We start from the raw sequence: 15,042 nt of genomic DNA, 5'->3' as shown, positions 1-15,042 counted from the left end.
ACTAAAATTCATGCGCAATAAAATATACTTCATTATTTTTTTGGTTGGATGTTCATTCCTGAATAAAAATGTTCATGCACAATTATGTAACGACATTCCAATTGTTGTTGTAGATAATCAGTTTATTTTAGAGGCAACTGATGTAATTAGTTATGGTGATTCAATGATTACATTTCAATTAACAAATAATCATGCTACTGATTATTTCGCTTATCCCCAGGCTAAATTAATTCCCATTACACCACTGCCTGCAGGAATGAGTTTAGCCCCGGTAAATTTAAACTGGATGGTATTTGCTTCAGCATGGAATATTGGTGTTACCGTACCGGTACATATTTATTACGATGTTACCGAATCTATACCTGTAAATTATGAAGTTACTTTTCAATTATGGGTGAATAATTTAATTCCGGTTACCGATTCCTGTTATTTTGAAAATAATTATGTTGTTAATTTAAATCCTGAAACAAATGCCATCCAAAATATCGGCAATACAACAAATGTTCAGGTTTATCCAAACCCAATATCAGCGGGCGATTGGATACGTTTCGATGCAAGTGCATCTACCCCCCAAAAAACTACTTACATTTTATATAATCTGATTGGAGATATTATTGCTTCCGGCAGTACAAATACGAATTCAATTGCAACAACCGGAATAACAAACGGATATTATTTTTTACAATTACAACAGGAAAATAAACTACCTTTTTATTCCACAATTACCATTCAATAAACATGCAAAAAAAATACACATTACCATTTTTATTTATCGTCCTTTTAAGTACGGCCTGGATGTTACCGCAACCTGATGATACACTCATTTATCACGATAATAATGTGAAGTTGCACTGGAAAGATTATAAAGCAACACCGGATCCTGATTTTGGCGCAATTGCCGTTTCTTATGTCGGATTCAGAATGAGTTATAAAGGCACTGCACGACAAGATTCATTAATTGTAATTGTAGAAGCATTTTTCGACCCAAAAATTTCCTGGACTAAACCGGATACAACGGCATATACATTAACACATGAACAAGTACATTTTGATATAACGGAATTATATTCCAGAAAATTAAAACAGTCGATTCAAAATGCAACACTTACCTATAAAAATTATCAGAGTGTAATGCGTGAATTAGAACGTGCTGCGCATAAAGACATGAATACTGCAGACAGCATTTACGAGGCTGCTACCGATTACAGCAGAAACGCCGTTGAGCAAAAAAAGTGGAATGAAAACATCGCAGTCGACCTCAAAAACATGTCTACCTACGCAAAAGACACATTTGTTGTGGCGGTTCATCTTTAAGTATTGACAATCAGTGGATTAAAAATATTTTTGAAATTGTTTTGTATTTCAAAAATTTGTTAAATTTGACATAGCGACAGTCAATTTTTCACATTTTTAAAACCCACACTATGAGTAAGAATAGCCTCTGCTTGCTCATCACTATTGTATTAAGGTGCAGCGCAAGCTTTACCCAAGCAACCGACGTATATTACATGCGGGCCGACATAGATGAGCCCTGGTGTTGCGGATGGGCGCCTTATGCAGATTCCAATCCTCTTACATTAGATGCAGTTTTTGGCGCAGGTTTCTGGAGCATGGCCTTTTACGAATATTGCGACCCCTACTCCATTTTTAATGATAATACCTGTTATGTATTTATGGAAGGTGGTGAAAGTCATACCGATTACATGGAAGAATTTTTCAACGCAAACCAGTCGTTAATTGAACAATGGGTATATAATGGCGGAAGTTTATTTATGAACGCAGCACCAAATGTAGGCGACGGATTAAGCTGTGGTTTTGGAGATGTGTGGTTATGGTATCCTTACGCATGGCCGGGCGATGTAATGAATGGTCCCGATGCATTAACCCACCCAATTTGGAACGGACCCTTTACGCCTTTAGCCACCGAAATGTGGGGACCAAGTTATGCGCACGCCTACGTTACCGGCTCAGATTTAACACCTTTAATTGTAGATACTTATACCCCTGATGAATGGGTTTTATCAGAAAAAGCGTGGGGTCTTGGGCATTTATTTTTTGGTGGCATGACTACTGCATCATGGCACTGGCCAAATGATGAATGTGTCAATATTCGCCAGAATATGCATAGTTATATGTATTTGATGTGCGGCTTGTTGCTTTCAGACGGTTTAACGGAATTTACGGCCGAAGCAATGAACGAAAGTGCTGCACTTCGGTGGAATATGCAAAATTTACCTCAAAACGGCTATTTTGAATTAGCAAGATCGCAAAATGGCAGCGACTGGGAAACTTTTGCACAAATTAATGCTGAAACTGCTAATGCCTATTCCTTTATTGATGAAAACCCTATAACCGGTAAATCATATTATCGTTTATCAGTTGTTGCTGAAGATGGGGTTACAAAGGAAAGCAAAATTGCCTCTTTTAATGCACCTGTAAGTTTTGAAATTTACCCCTTGCCGGCACACGACCATTTTGTTGTAGTTGCAGATGGCGCTGAATCACTCACCTATACGTTGTCGAACTTAAGCGGCTATCCGGTTAAAATGGATATACATACCGGTATTGGAGAAGCGTTGTTCAAATTTTCGGGTTTAGAGCCGGGCTTATATCTTTTGCAGGCTGAAAAGAATGGGGTTAAAACGATCCGTCAGATAGTGATTGAATAGATTTGGCTTAGCTTTTGCAATGGAGGGCAAACATTAACCTGTTGTTAACACCAAAGTTGTATAATCAACCAAAATATCTATCTAATTTTAACACTTAAATTCAATCACATCTATTATGAAAAAAGTATTGTCAGCACTCGTATTTTTAGTTACGATTGCAACTATCCCTGCCACAGCTCAAAACCTCGACGACGTTTTAAAAGAACATTTTGACGCAATTGGCCAAAAACAACTCAAAAAAGTTGAAACGCTTACTTCAACCGGAAAACTCAACCAGGGTGGTTTGGAAATCCCTTTTGTGCAGATTTCAGCTCGCCCTAATAATATTCGTATTGAAGGCACTTTTCAGGGTTTAACCTTCATTCAAACCTACAATGGCACCGAAGGCTGGATGTTAAATCCGTTTACCGGCGCAACTGAAGCACAGCCAATGACTGCCGATGAACTGAAAGGTTTAAAAATTCAGGCTGATATGGATGGCATGCTTTGGGATTGGAAAGACAAAGGCTACAAAGTTGAATTAGACACTACAGTTGACGTGGAAGGTACCATGTGTTATAAAATTGACGTTACCACCGCTGAAGGCGATGTGTATTCTTCTTATATCGATACCGAAAGTTACCTCATGATTAAAACCCATACCAAAACCACAATTAACGGTGTAGAGGTAGAAAGTGATACTTTTTACAGCAACTACAAAGATGTAAACGGTATTATTTTACCGGGCACCATCGAAAACCGTTACAATGGTAATCAGGGTGAAGTAATCGTTATCGACAAATACGAAATTGACATTAAGTACGATCAGTCGAAATTTGAGAAACCGATTGTGACAAAATAAGCCTTCAGTAAAGACTTGTTTTTTCGTTCCCGGCTAATTCGAAAATGTTTGAAACACATAACGCTGTTATAAAACGGCGTTTGTGATTTTGGGCATTTTTTAAATCATAACTAATTGTAAATCAATTATTTGATTATCACTATATACCATACTATATGAGATACCACTCGTTTAAAAATCAACTTTTAGGCCTGTTTTTGTTGGCAGGATGTAGTTTTCAGGCAGCAGCTCAAACAGCGATAACTGCTTCAACTTTTAGTGCTATTGAGGGCAGGCATATCGGGCCGGCGCGGACGAGTGGAAGGATTGCAGCTATTGATGCTGTGAACAGTAATCCGAATATTGTTTATGTGGGTGCAGCCGGTGGAGGTTTATGGAAATCGAAAAATCAGGGAACAACATTTAAGCCCATTTTTGATGATTATACGCAGTGTATCGGTGCAATTTGTATCGACCAGAAACATCCTGACACTGTTTGGGTAGGCACCGGTGAACCATGGGTGCGCAATAGCGTGAGTGTTGGAACCGGTATTTATAAAACAACAAATGGTGGTCAAAAGTTTGAATTTATGGGATTGCCGAACAGCGAACGCATTTCCAAAATCATCGTTGATCCGAACAATAGCAATACAGCTTACGTGGCAGTTCAAGGTGCCCTATGGAGCGATAGTGAAGAACGTGGTGTTTACAAAACAACCGATGGTGGTAAAACCTGGGTTAAAACATTATATGTGAATCCCTCCACCGGATGCGCCAGTATGGCAATGGATCCGAAAAATCCTTCCGTATTGTATGCCGCCATGTGGGATCATCGCCGAACAGCTTACGACTTCCGTTCAGGTGGTCCGGGAAGTGCTTTATATAAATCAACCGATGGTGGTGCCAACTGGGTAAAACTCAGCGCAGGTTTACCTAACGAAACGCTTGGACGTATAGCAATTGCCGTATCACCGGTTGCGCCTTATGCTGTTTATGCCTTGGTAGAATCGAAAAAATCTGCCTTATATAAATCTGTAGATAACGGCGCTAACTGGTTGAAAATGAGCGAACAAACTGCAATGGGTGAACGACCTTTCTACTTTAGTTATATTAGCCCCGACCCTGTTGAAGCTGATCGTGTTTACAAGCCCGGCTTCGGCTTATTGGTAAGTAATGATGGGGGCAAGATATTCCAGGGTGCTTCCGTAGAAGGTGGTGCTTACCATAGCGACTTGCACGCTTTTTATGTGAGTCCGCTCGATAACAGATTGATGTATTTAGGAACCGATGGTGGTGTGTATATCAGTCGCGACAAGGGTAATACCTGGAGCCACTGTGAAAATTTGCCGGTTGCGCAGTTTTACCATGTGAGCGTGGACATGAATACACCTTACAATGTGTATGGCGGATTGCAGGATAACGGCAGCTGGAAAGCGCCAAGCAGTCGCCCGGGTGGCATTCAGAATGCCGATTGGGAAACCATTGGTTTTGGTGACGGCTTTAATGCTTTCGCAGATAAAACCGACAATAATATTGTTTACTGGCAGTATCAGGGTGGCAAAATTTACAGAAGTAACCTGAAAACAGGTGAAAGTAAATTCATTAAACCATTTCCGGATGCCAGCACAGAAGATTTGCGTTATAACTGGAATGCAGCCGTTGTTTTCGGCAAAAAGTCGGGATGGCTGTATGTGGGTTCCCAGTATTTATTCCGCTCTAAAGACAAAGGTGATAGATGGCAGCCGATTTCACCGGATTTGAGTACCGATGACCCTAAACGTCAGCAACAGGAAAAAAGCGGTGGTTTAACTGCCGACAATACCTCAGCCGAGAACAATACTACCATATTTGCCATCAGCGAATCACCACTTGATGAAAACATCATTTGGGCAGGAACTGATGATGGCAATTTACAGGTAACTACCGATGGCGGCAAAACCTGGAGTCTGGTGAATGCGAATATTCCCGGTGTACCCGCGTTTGCATTTGTAACCGGAATCGAGACCGATAATTTCGATAAAGGTGGTGCTTACGTAACGTTTGACGCACATCGCAATGGCGACATGAAACCATATGTGTTCTACACCAGTGATTTCGGTAAGACATGGAAAAGCCTTGTAAATGAATCAGTTAAGGGTTACTGTCACGTTATTAAACAAGACCTCGTTAACCGCAATTTGTTGTTTTTAGGAACCGAGTTCGGGTTATACGCCAGTATCGATAAAGGTGTTACCTGGTTTGCTTTAAACAGCAATATTCCACAGGTTGGTGTGTTCGATATGGTGATACACCCGAGAGACAATGACCTGATTTTAGCTACTCATGGTCGTGGAATTATTATCATTGACGATATCACTATCCTGCGCAATTTCACGCTTGATATATTGGATAAAGATGTTGCCTTTTTACCAACACGTCCATACTATCTACCTCAGGGCGGTATCACTCAGGATTTCCCCGGCGACGACGAGTTTGTCGGCGAGAACCCGAATGGCAGCGCAGTGGTAGCCTATTACCTGAAAAAACGCCATATGGTTGGCGATATGTATATCCGAATTTACGATAGCAAAGGCAATTTTGTGAAACAACAACCTGCCGGAACCCGCAAAGGGATAAATATCGTGCGCATCCAAACCATGATGCCGCCACCAAAAGTTCCCGTATCACCAAATGTGCTTGGAGAAGCTGCTTTTGGTCCCGACATGGAACCCGGAACCTATCGTATCGACCTGATTAAAGGAACGGATAGTTTTTCAACACAATTAACAATACGCGGTAATGCTGCATTAACCCATAGTGAAGCCGATAAAGCCTTGCGCAGGGAAACGCTGATGAAAGCTTACCATTTGCTTGAGGAGCTGGCTTATGTAGACAACCAGGTATTGGAAATTCGTGATCAAACGCGTGCTTTGGCCGATAGTGTTAAAAACAAGGGCTTGCGCGCTAATTCGATGAAATATGCTGCTCAAATGGATGTTTTACACGAAAAAATATCCGCCACCCAACCAGGAGAAGGTGGTATTACCGGTCAGGTGCGCTTAAGGGAAAAAATTGCCGAAATATACATGTCAGTCGGCGGTTACGAAGGTAAACCTACTGATGTTCAAATAACAGCACTTGAGTTGTATGCCAAAGAAGTAGAAAAACTACAAAACGAAATCAAACGCGTTAGTAAATGGCGACCTGCAGAATTACAATGCTGCGATTATTCGGTCAAAATTGCCTCCTGTGGTGTTGACGGATCGGGATACGTTTTTGAAGTCGAAGTAAACCACTTCTGTTGTCGTGGAGTTTCTAACTCCAGGCTGTGTTGTCGTGGAGTTTCCAACTCCAGACGCCACCCCGGTCTCCTGACCGCGTGGGCTTCGAAAGTTAATTCTGAGACTTTTGTCGCAGACGCTGTTTTGAGGTCGAGTCGACAGTCGTGGCCAACAGGTTTTGAGTTGAAGTTAATAAGTGGATTTCATTTGCATGAGTCGAGTCGCCGGTCGGGAGACCGGGCGACAGCGTGGGCTTCGAAAGTTGATTACAAGACTTTTGTCGCAGACGCTGTTTTGAGGTTGAATCGACAGTCGTGGCCAGCGGGTTTTGAGTTGAATTTAATGTGTCGATTTCATTTTCATTCATCGTGTTGCCTTTCGGTTGACCGGCCGACAGCATCCTAGTCGCTGATTATAATTTGTAAATTTGCGGTAATGAATGATAAAAAACTTTACATAATTGGAGGTTGTAATGGTGCTGGCAAAACAACTGCATCATTTACTATTTTACCGGAAATTTTGGATTGTAAAGAATTTGTCAATGCCGATGAAATTGCAAAAGGATTATCACCGTTTCAACCGGAAAAAGTGTCTTTTGAGGCTGGACGCATAATGCTCAACCGAATCAATGAATTACTTTTCGAAAATAAAAACTTTGCTTTTGAAACAACCTTATCAACCAAAAGTTATAAAAGTAAAATCATCGACGCTAAGGCAAAGGGTTATCGTGTTACATTGTTATTTTTTTGGCTTCAAACCGTTGAATTAGCAAAAGAAAGAGTAAAAATAAGAGTTTCAGAAGGTGGACATAATATTGAATCTAAAATAATTGAAAGAAGATATGTAAGAGGAATTCAAAATCTATTTGACATTTATCTTCCAATTGTTGATGGCGCTTTATTTTTTGACAATTCGGAAGGAGAACACAAGCTTTTAGCGGAAAAACAAATTGATGGTATACTTAATATTTTAAATCAGGAGAAATTTAACCTCTTAAAAAAACATTATGACAACAATTGAAATCCAAATAGAAGAAAAAATTAGAATCATAAAGGGTCTTGAAAAAGCTTATGAAAAACTTTTGGAATTTAAGAAAACTAAAAACAGTGAATTGGTGGTAATACGAGACAATAAAATCGTAAAAATTAAACCTTAACAAAATTGCAATTTAAGGAAAACTTGCACTCACCTTACAATTAAAATTCTGATTATTAATCATAATTGATGTTGTCGTGGAGTTTCCAACTCCAGACGCCACCCCGGTCTCCTGACCGGTGTTGAGGTGGTTGACTGAAGGGAATTTGGATGAAAAATGATATGGTGTGATCCATATCTAATTCGGAGACTTTTGTCGCAGACGCTGTTTTGAGCCGATTCGACAGTCTTGGCCAACAGGTTTTGAGTTGAATTTAATAAGTCGATTTCATTAGCATGTGTCGAGTCGCCGGTCGGGAGACCGGGCGACAGCGGGGGCTTCGAAAGTTGATTTTGAGACTTTTGTCGCAGACGCTGTTTTGAGGTTGAATCGACAGTCGTGGCCAGCGGGTTTTGAGTTGAATTTAATGAGTCGATTTCATTGTCATGAGTCGAGTCGCCGGTCGGGAGACCGGGCGACAGCGGGTTTCAAGTTTATTAGTAATCTCCTAGTATTTTCCCTTCTATTGCTTGTGTGATAGGTTTCCACTTTTCTAATTTTTTAAAGCTCTTGCTTTTAGTTGCCATTATTATTTCAACAAGTGCTTCAATTGAAATTTTTCGCCAAGGTGTTGATGTGTATGCAAAAGCTTCGCAAGCGAGAAATTCATTTCCATCAAATCCGGTTCGTTGAATTAATAAATTGCCCAGCCTTTCATCTGACCGCCCTTCATCTTCAATACCAACAAGTAATTGTTCTTTATTAGATAATTTTTGCAGGATAGATTTTATTTCCCTTGATTTGGTTTTATCGTTAAAGTTGTAGATTTTGGAATGTATAGATGTGGCCATTTCTAATAATTTTTTTAGGATTTTGAGCTTGGAAAGATCCAAACACATGTAACAATAAGTAAAAAAAATTGCCGATGTTTAAATGTAAGAATACTTTTAATTTATTTCATTTATTTACATTAAATAACTGTTCAAATCTAATCAATAAAAAAAAATGGTATCCTTTTCGGGAGAGCGGACTACATCGGGTGCAGTAATTTTAAATTTTTCTGTTTTTGTCACTTTAGGGAATTATTTAGAGCAGCAACATTCACCACGCCAGGGCAATCTGCACCGGTTTTCCGTTGCAATAAACCGCTAATTCATAGTTACCATCAAATGCGGTCGTTTCATTGTCCGCCGAGGCGGAATAATTACATTGGTACATTGGTTTATTTCCACTACAACCCGGGCTAGGTGATACTTTTGAAGCCTCTATCAAAAATTGTTTCACCCCATACGGGGTTCTACTCGGTCTTGGGAGAGGGAGTTGTTAAAAATATGCTACCCCTGCCTGATCGGTAGGTAAACCTAAAGGGGTAGAATGCAGTTTTGGGACAGTGTTTGTTAAAAATATGGAACCCCTGCCTGATCGGTAGGTAAACCTAAAGGGGTAGGATTCGGTTCTGGGAGGGTGTTTTGTTAAAAATATGGTACCCCTGCCTGGTCGGTAGGTAAACCTACGGGGTTCTGTTCGATCTTGGGAGAGGGTGGTGTTAAAAATATGCTACCCCTGCCTGATTGGTAGGTAAACCTAAAGGGGTAGGATTCGTTTATAATCCTGAAACAAAGTCAAATCCGATTAGACTGAATTAGTAAAATTGATTTTAATAGAAATTTAAAGTGTGGGGTTCATTATAAAATCAAGTCGGCTATTTTGAGACCGGACGACGGCAGGTGTGTTAACGATTTTGCTATTTAGGTATTTGGATTCCTGCTTGATAAATCAGTTCGTCTATCTGGTATGTTGAATTATCAAGTTCCTTGGCTTTAGTAAATAATTCCAATGCAGTTGCATATTCTTTTATATCGAAAAAGTAGATACCAAGATTACGATAACTATAAGCATTATTTTCATCAAGTTTGAGTGAATAATTAATGTCTTTAAGTCCTTCTTCTAGCTTACCAATTTTTATTTTTGCGAGCCCTCTGTTATTGTATGAATAGGCAAATGCGGTATCAATCGCAATCGCTTTGTCAAACATCGGTATTGCTTCTTCATATTTTTCAAGAATATTTAAAGTAAATCCTTTGTTATTCAAAGAATATTTATTTTTTGGATTTATTTCTAAAGATTTATTATAAAATTCAATTGCCTTGTCATGGTCGTTTAAATGTGAATAAGAAATGGCAGTGTTTGCAAAATCATCGGAATTTAAACTACCATGAATCATAAATTCGTCAGATATTTCTTTTGCTTGTTTATAATTTTTCACCTGCAAAAAGCTTGCTATTGTTAATCTATAAATATTTTCATTCTTCAGCCCACTTTTTAAAATGCTGTTAAATTTGATGGCGGCCTCTGCGTAGTTTTGTTGGTTGTATAGATCAGCAGCGACCATATATTCTTTAGGAAATTTTTTGTAGTAAAAGAGTTCTAATAATCGATAGCCATCATTAAAGGCGAAACTGCCGTCATAAAGTTTTATGGGGTTTGAATTAGGTATTAGATTTATTAATAAATCCAAAATTGATGACCCTATAAAAATTATGAGAATTATTCTTAGAAAACTATTAACGTCATCTGTTAATGTAAAATAGTATGCAACTATTGCCATCATTAGTGATGTTAAAGGTCCTGTTAAGATGTAAATGATTTGTTTATTTATAGACATCTGTGTTGCCGACGGAATACAGAGGCCAAGGCGCCATAAAAATGGGTTATACTTAAACCATACTTCTAAAAGCCCTAATTTAAAATGCCAGCTCTTTTTTGGGTCACCATAAGAACCAATATAAATTGTAACGGCTTTTTTTGACATAAGTATTGCCGGAATTGCATGCCCAAGTTCATGCAATAAAACCGTGAACGTTCTTGTGATGAAAACAAGCAGCGCAAAAAATAAAAGTATGACCGGGAAGTAATCCATGATCAGTTAGCGGTGTTTTTTTTATATATGGATTGTATATGATACCTGTTAATAATTATTTGCTTTCCAAGTATACAACTTTAAATAGAAACAATAACTCGAAGGTGTTTACAACCAACCAATTTTGTCATTTGTATCAAAACTACTTAATATTCAAAAAAACAAGTTATAACATTTAAAATTTAGAGATTAGGTTAATTGAAAGTAGGTTGTTAAACCAAATAAAAGTTTGTTACTAATCAGTTTTGTCGCAGACGCTGTTTTGAGGTTGAATCGACAGTCGTGGCCAACAGGTTTTATAGTTGAATTTAATGAGTCGATTTCATTGCCATGTGTCGAGTCGCCGGTCGGGAGACCGGGCGACAGCGAGGGCTTCGAAAGGTAATTTTGAGACTTTTGTCGCAGACGCTGTTTCGAGCCGATTCGACAGTCGTGGCCAACAGGTTTTGAGTTGAATTTAATGAGTCGATTTCATGGTCATGAGTCGAGTCGCAGGTCGGGAGACCGGGCGACAGCGGGGGCTTCGAAAGTGGATTTTGAGCTTTTGTCGCAGACGCTGTTTTGAGGTTGAATCGACAGTCGTGGCCAGCGGGTTTTGAGTTGAATTTAATGAGTCGATTTCATGGTCATGAGTCGAGTCGCAGGTCAGGAGACCTTACGACAGCGCGGGGATTTTTATGGTGTTTATTGGTGACGATAAAGATGTTCTAGCCCGGACTGTAATGGAAATAAACTAATGTACCAATGTGCGAATGTACCGATGTACCAATGGAACAGCCGAATTATGTGATAGAGCGAGCATTTGTGGTTTATTGGAATGGAAGGCCGGTAGGGATTGATTTAGCGGAGCGGGATGGTGTTGCTCCAAATTTTTAAAATTTTATTTTTACGAAGCATTTCTGGCAATGAAAAAAGGCTGCTGTGGGCAACCTTTTTTCATTATTCTTTTCTTTAACTTTTTTGACTACAACTTTATTACGAGGCCTACCTGGATGGGGGTTTTGGCTACGCCGACTTCGCCGTAAATACCGATGTTTTCTGTTAAATACATGCGGGCACCTATGGTGAGGTCGGCACCCATGTGGAAGAAGCCGTTGATGTCGCTGGGCTGACTGTCGGGATCGCCACCGGTGTAGCTGTAATTGTTGTTTCTGTAACCAAGGCCGATACCTGCGTATGGGTCGAAACGGTCGCTGTTACCGAAGTGGAAGTTGAAACGGGCCAAAATGCTGAAGGCCTTGTAATTAACACCTGAATTGTAAAACAGGGTGTCGATTTCGTTATCCTGAGTCAGATATGTGGCTGAACCGGAAGCATAAGCGAAGTTTACACCAAAACCAACGGTTTCGTTGAGGGCAAATTCGGCTTTTCCGTAAAAAGGACCATAAAACGATGAATTAATATTGTCGCCCTCCACCAATTTAAACGTGGTTTTGGCAATACTTGGAAAACCGTAGCCGGCAGAAAAGGTGAGCGAGCCGGGTGTAAAATCCTGCGCTTTAGCGAAATTGGAAAGCATGATAAAACATGCAATAGCTGCAACCATTAATTTCATCTTTTTCATAACTGTAAGTTTATTGTTAGGGGTTGATTTATTTTCATCAACTTGATTGCCCTTAAACCAAGTGTTGTGCCAAATACGATGCTCGGCCTGCTACAAAATGCGTGAAATATGCCAAATTTGAGGTTGAGGGTAAAAAAAAATAAAAAATAAATTTGATGCAGCTCAAGCGGGAATTGGGGTTCAGGCGAAATTACCATTTTGATAACCAATCATAAAAATTTTACATATTTTTATAAAATAATTTAATTACGTTAGTTTATTCGCATAATTTTTATCTATTTGTTACTGATACCATTATACATAAGTTTGGGTTTAAGTACAGGTTAGGTAGTTTTTTGACCTTGCATAATGCACATATTTAGGTGCTGACCTGTGGAAAAACCGCGTACTATGTTAATTATGCGTACCTTTGTCTAAATTAAAAATTACAATGAATACAGGAACAGTAAAATTCTATAATGAATCAAAAGGATTTGGTTTCATTAAAGATGAATCAACACAAAAAGAATATTTCGTACATGCCTCAGGCCTGATCGATAAAATTCGCGAAAACGACAATGTTGTTTATGACCTTCAGGAAGGCAAAAAAGGATTGAATGCAGTGAACGTAAAACTTGCGTAAATTATATCTGTAACATCATTTTCATTAAAAAGGGAATCGGTTGAAAAACTGATTCCCTTTTTGCTTTTCAGGCCTTGCTCCTTCTGAGTTTCAGCACAGGTTTCAACACAATTAACGTGAGCGGCGGAATGGTAATTTTTAAACTGTGACGTTTCGTAAGTGTTGTATTTCCATCGTCATCAGTAGTATTTTCTTCAATTGTTTCAGGTTTCAGTAAACCGGCATTTAACAAGCCGGAGCCGTAATATTTTTCGGCATCGCTGGACAATAACTCAACATAATGGTTGCGTTGCAGCACGGGAACCGGGAAATCGATATGGGTTTGCTGGTCGAAGTTGCCAACTATAATTAAATGATCATTCGCATTTTTGCCCTGGCGTTTCCAAATCAGGATACAATCGTCGCGGTGTGTGAGGTCGAGCCACTCAAAACCTTCCTGTTTGTAGTCGTTTTCGTGCATACTTTTTTCGCCGGTGTACAGGTGGTTCATGTCTTTAACAAATTGCTGCAAACCTTTGTGCGGTGTATGTTCCAGCAGGTGCCAGTCGAGGCTCTGGTCGTGGTTCCACTCTTTTGTTTGTCCGAATTCGCCACCCATAAACATGAGTTTCGGGAATGAATGGGTGAACATGTATCCAAACATCAAACGCATATTGGCAAACTTGTGCCACTCGTCGCCGGGCATTTTGTTGAGCAGAGATGACTTGCCATGCACCACCTCATCATGAGACAAACTGAGCACAAAATTTTCGCTAAAAGCATACCACATGCTGAATGTGAGCTTGTCCTGATGATATTTGCGGTAAAATGGTTCTTCCTTAAAATAAGCGAGCGTATCGTGCATCCAGCCCATCATCCATTTCATACCAAAGCCGAGACCGCCGTCGTATGTGGGTTTGGAGACTTTCGGCCAGGAGGTGGATTCTTCTGCAATGGTGATTGTTGATGGTATTTCGGTATATAAACGTTCGTTGAGCTCTTTGAGAAACTGAATGGATTCGAGGTTTTCGTTGCCGCCGTATTCGTTGGGCAGCCACTCTCCTTCTTTTCGCGAATAATCGAGGTATAACATACTGGCCACGGCATCAACCCGCAAACCATCGATATGGTAGCATTCCAGCCAATATAGCGCACTGCTGATAAGGAAACTTTTTACTTCATATCGTCCGTAGTTAAAAATATAGGAGTTCCAGTCGGGGTGAAAACCTTTGCGTTTATCCTCATGCTCATACAAATGTGTTCCGTCAAAAAAGATGAGTCCGTGACCATCATCAGGGAAATGTGATGGCACCCAATCGAGCAACACACCGATATGTGCTTTGTGAAAACATTCGATGAGGTACATTAAGTCCTGAGGAGTTCCATAGCGGGATGTCGGCGCAAAATAGCCGGTGGTTTGATATCCCCAACTACCATAAAAAGGATGTTCGGTAATTGGAAGCAGTTCAACATGCGTATAACCCATTTCCTTCACATAAGGCACGAGGGTTTCTGCGAGTTGACGGTAGGTTAAAAATGCGTTTGGATCGTCCTGTTGGCGCCCCCAGGAGCCGAGATGAACTTCGTAAGTGCTCATGGGTTTATTGAACTCAAACGGCTTCCGTTTTACCATCCACACATTGTCGTTCCAGGTGTATGTATTGTCCCAAATTACACTTGCTGTTCCGGGAGCAGGTTCAGCGCGACGAGCGTAGGGGTCTGATTTTTCGTAGGTTTCGTTGTTTTTGCCAAGAATGATGTATTTGTATAAATCGCCCGGCATGGCGGTATTGATCACGCCTTCCCAAATGCCGGAACCATCGCCGCGCACTTGAAGGGGAAACTGTTGTTTATCCCAATTATTAAATGTGCCTGTAATATGCACTGCCAATGCATTTGGCGCCCAAACGGAGAAGTAAACACCGGTTTCCGTTTCGGTGTCTAAAATATGTGCGCCGAATTTTTCCCACAATTTAAAATGTTTGCCTTCGCGGAATAAATGAATATCGTAGTCGGTAAATTTTGAGTAATCGTAGCGAATCGTCATCTCCATGATGCAAATTTAATTAGCGC

At 40.0% G+C, this 15,042-nt stretch carries 12 protein-coding genes; 8 read left to right on the top strand and 4 right to left on the bottom strand.

All coding sequences use genetic code 11. The features are described 5' to 3' along the window. Positions 1–10 precede the first annotated feature (10 nt). The 7 genes from IPI65_15175 to IPI65_15145 all read left to right on the top strand — a co-directional run bounded on the left by IPI65_15175 (position 11) and on the right by IPI65_15145 (position 7,905). The gene (locus IPI65_15175) at positions 11–736 is read left to right on the top strand and encodes a T9SS type A sorting domain-containing protein (protein ID MBK7442815.1); all 726 of its coding nucleotides are present in this window, start codon (positions 11–13) and stop codon (positions 734–736) included. 2 nt (positions 737–738) lie between these two features. After that, complete coding sequence (locus tag IPI65_15170) at positions 739–1,314, top strand: hypothetical protein (GenBank protein MBK7442814.1); 576 nt, start codon at positions 739–741, stop codon at positions 1,312–1,314. A gap of 110 nt (positions 1,315–1,424) precedes the next feature. Then, complete coding sequence (locus IPI65_15165) at positions 1,425–2,669, top strand: T9SS type A sorting domain-containing protein (GenBank protein MBK7442813.1); 1,245 nt, start codon at positions 1,425–1,427, stop codon at positions 2,667–2,669. Between the two features lie 115 nt (positions 2,670–2,784). After that, on the top strand, positions 2,785–3,510 hold the full coding sequence (locus tag IPI65_15160) for a hypothetical protein (GenBank protein MBK7442812.1): 726 nt from the start codon (positions 2,785–2,787) through the stop codon (positions 3,508–3,510). A 155-nt stretch (positions 3,511–3,665) separates the two neighbouring features. Continuing rightward, positions 3,666–7,154 carry a glycosyl hydrolase gene (locus IPI65_15155; protein ID MBK7442811.1) on the top strand — a complete coding sequence of 1,163 codons (3,489 nt, stop codon included), beginning with the start codon at positions 3,666–3,668 and terminating at the stop codon, positions 7,152–7,154. Between the two features lie 30 nt (positions 7,155–7,184). Then, positions 7,185–7,769 carry a zeta toxin family protein gene (locus IPI65_15150; protein ID MBK7442810.1) on the top strand — a complete coding sequence of 195 codons (585 nt, stop codon included), beginning with the start codon at positions 7,185–7,187 and terminating at the stop codon, positions 7,767–7,769. Continuing rightward, positions 7,756–7,905 carry a hypothetical protein gene (locus IPI65_15145; GenBank protein ID MBK7442809.1) on the top strand — a complete coding sequence of 50 codons (150 nt, stop codon included), beginning with the start codon at positions 7,756–7,758 and terminating at the stop codon, positions 7,903–7,905. Before IPI65_15150 ends, IPI65_15145 begins: the two co-directional genes overlap by 14 nt. 476 nt (positions 7,906–8,381) lie before the next feature. On the opposite strand, the gene IPI65_15140 is transcribed toward IPI65_15145, so the two are convergent. From IPI65_15140 to IPI65_15130, 3 genes are all read right to left on the bottom strand, one after another. Beyond that, positions 8,382–8,783: a hypothetical protein gene (locus IPI65_15140; protein MBK7442808.1), complete on the bottom strand. Its 402-nt coding sequence runs from the start codon at positions 8,781–8,783 to the stop codon at positions 8,382–8,384. A gap of 845 nt (positions 8,784–9,628) precedes the next feature. After that, a complete protein-coding gene (locus IPI65_15135; GenBank protein MBK7442807.1) occupies positions 9,629–10,696 on the bottom strand; it encodes a tetratricopeptide repeat protein in 1,068 nt (355 codons plus the stop codon). Between the two features lie 1,072 nt (positions 10,697–11,768). Next, the gene (locus tag IPI65_15130; GenBank protein ID MBK7442806.1) at positions 11,769–12,368 is read right to left on the bottom strand and encodes an outer membrane beta-barrel protein; all 600 of its coding nucleotides are present in this window, start codon (positions 12,366–12,368) and stop codon (positions 11,769–11,771) included. Between the two features lie 430 nt (positions 12,369–12,798). On the opposite strand from IPI65_15130, the gene IPI65_15125 reads away from it, so the two are divergent. Further along, the gene (locus tag IPI65_15125; protein ID MBK7442805.1) at positions 12,799–12,990 is read left to right on the top strand and encodes a cold shock domain-containing protein; all 192 of its coding nucleotides are present in this window, start codon (positions 12,799–12,801) and stop codon (positions 12,988–12,990) included. A 67-nt stretch (positions 12,991–13,057) separates the two neighbouring features. On the opposite strand, the gene glgB is transcribed toward IPI65_15125, so the two are convergent. After that, complete coding sequence (gene glgB / locus IPI65_15120; GenBank protein MBK7442804.1) at positions 13,058–15,022, bottom strand: 1,4-alpha-glucan branching protein GlgB; 1,965 nt, start codon at positions 15,020–15,022, stop codon at positions 13,058–13,060. Positions 15,023–15,042: the final 20 nt, after the last annotated feature.

Source organism: Bacteroidota bacterium (assembly GCA_016706255.1).
Classification (GTDB): domain Bacteria; phylum Bacteroidota; class Bacteroidia; order Chitinophagales; family BACL12; genus UBA7236.
Note: the sequence above shows the minus strand (reverse complement) of the source record. Positions and strands in the feature narration are given on the sequence as shown.

Excerpts from the sequence above, each read along its gene's own strand:
- IPI65_15175 (MBK7442815.1), top strand. The coding sequence starts at position 11 with ATGCGCAATAAAATATACTTCATTATTTTTTTGGTTGGATGTTCATTC.
- IPI65_15170 (MBK7442814.1), top strand. The coding sequence starts at position 739 with ATGCAAAAAAAATACACATTACCATTTTTATTTATCGTCCTTTTAAGT.
- IPI65_15165 (MBK7442813.1), top strand. The coding sequence starts at position 1,425 with ATGAGTAAGAATAGCCTCTGCTTGCTCATCACTATTGTATTAAGGTGC.
- IPI65_15160 (MBK7442812.1), top strand. The coding sequence starts at position 2,785 with ATGAAAAAAGTATTGTCAGCACTCGTATTTTTAGTTACGATTGCAACT.
- IPI65_15155 (MBK7442811.1), top strand. The coding sequence starts at position 3,666 with ATGAGATACCACTCGTTTAAAAATCAACTTTTAGGCCTGTTTTTGTTG.
- IPI65_15150 (MBK7442810.1), top strand. The coding sequence starts at position 7,185 with ATGAATGATAAAAAACTTTACATAATTGGAGGTTGTAATGGTGCTGGC.
- IPI65_15145 (MBK7442809.1), top strand. The coding sequence starts at position 7,756 with ATGACAACAATTGAAATCCAAATAGAAGAAAAAATTAGAATCATAAAG.
- IPI65_15140 (MBK7442808.1), bottom strand. The coding sequence starts at position 8,783 with ATGTGTTTGGATCTTTCCAAGCTCAAAATCCTAAAAAAATTATTAGAA.
- IPI65_15135 (MBK7442807.1), bottom strand. The coding sequence starts at position 10,696 with ATGTCAAAAAAAGCCGTTACAATTTATATTGGTTCTTATGGTGACCCA.
- IPI65_15130 (MBK7442806.1), bottom strand. The coding sequence starts at position 12,368 with ATGAAAAAGATGAAATTAATGGTTGCAGCTATTGCATGTTTTATCATG.
- IPI65_15125 (MBK7442805.1), top strand. The coding sequence starts at position 12,799 with ATGAATACAGGAACAGTAAAATTCTATAATGAATCAAAAGGATTTGGT.
- glgB (MBK7442804.1), bottom strand. The coding sequence starts at position 15,022 with ATGGAGATGACGATTCGCTACGATTACTCAAAATTTACCGACTACGAT.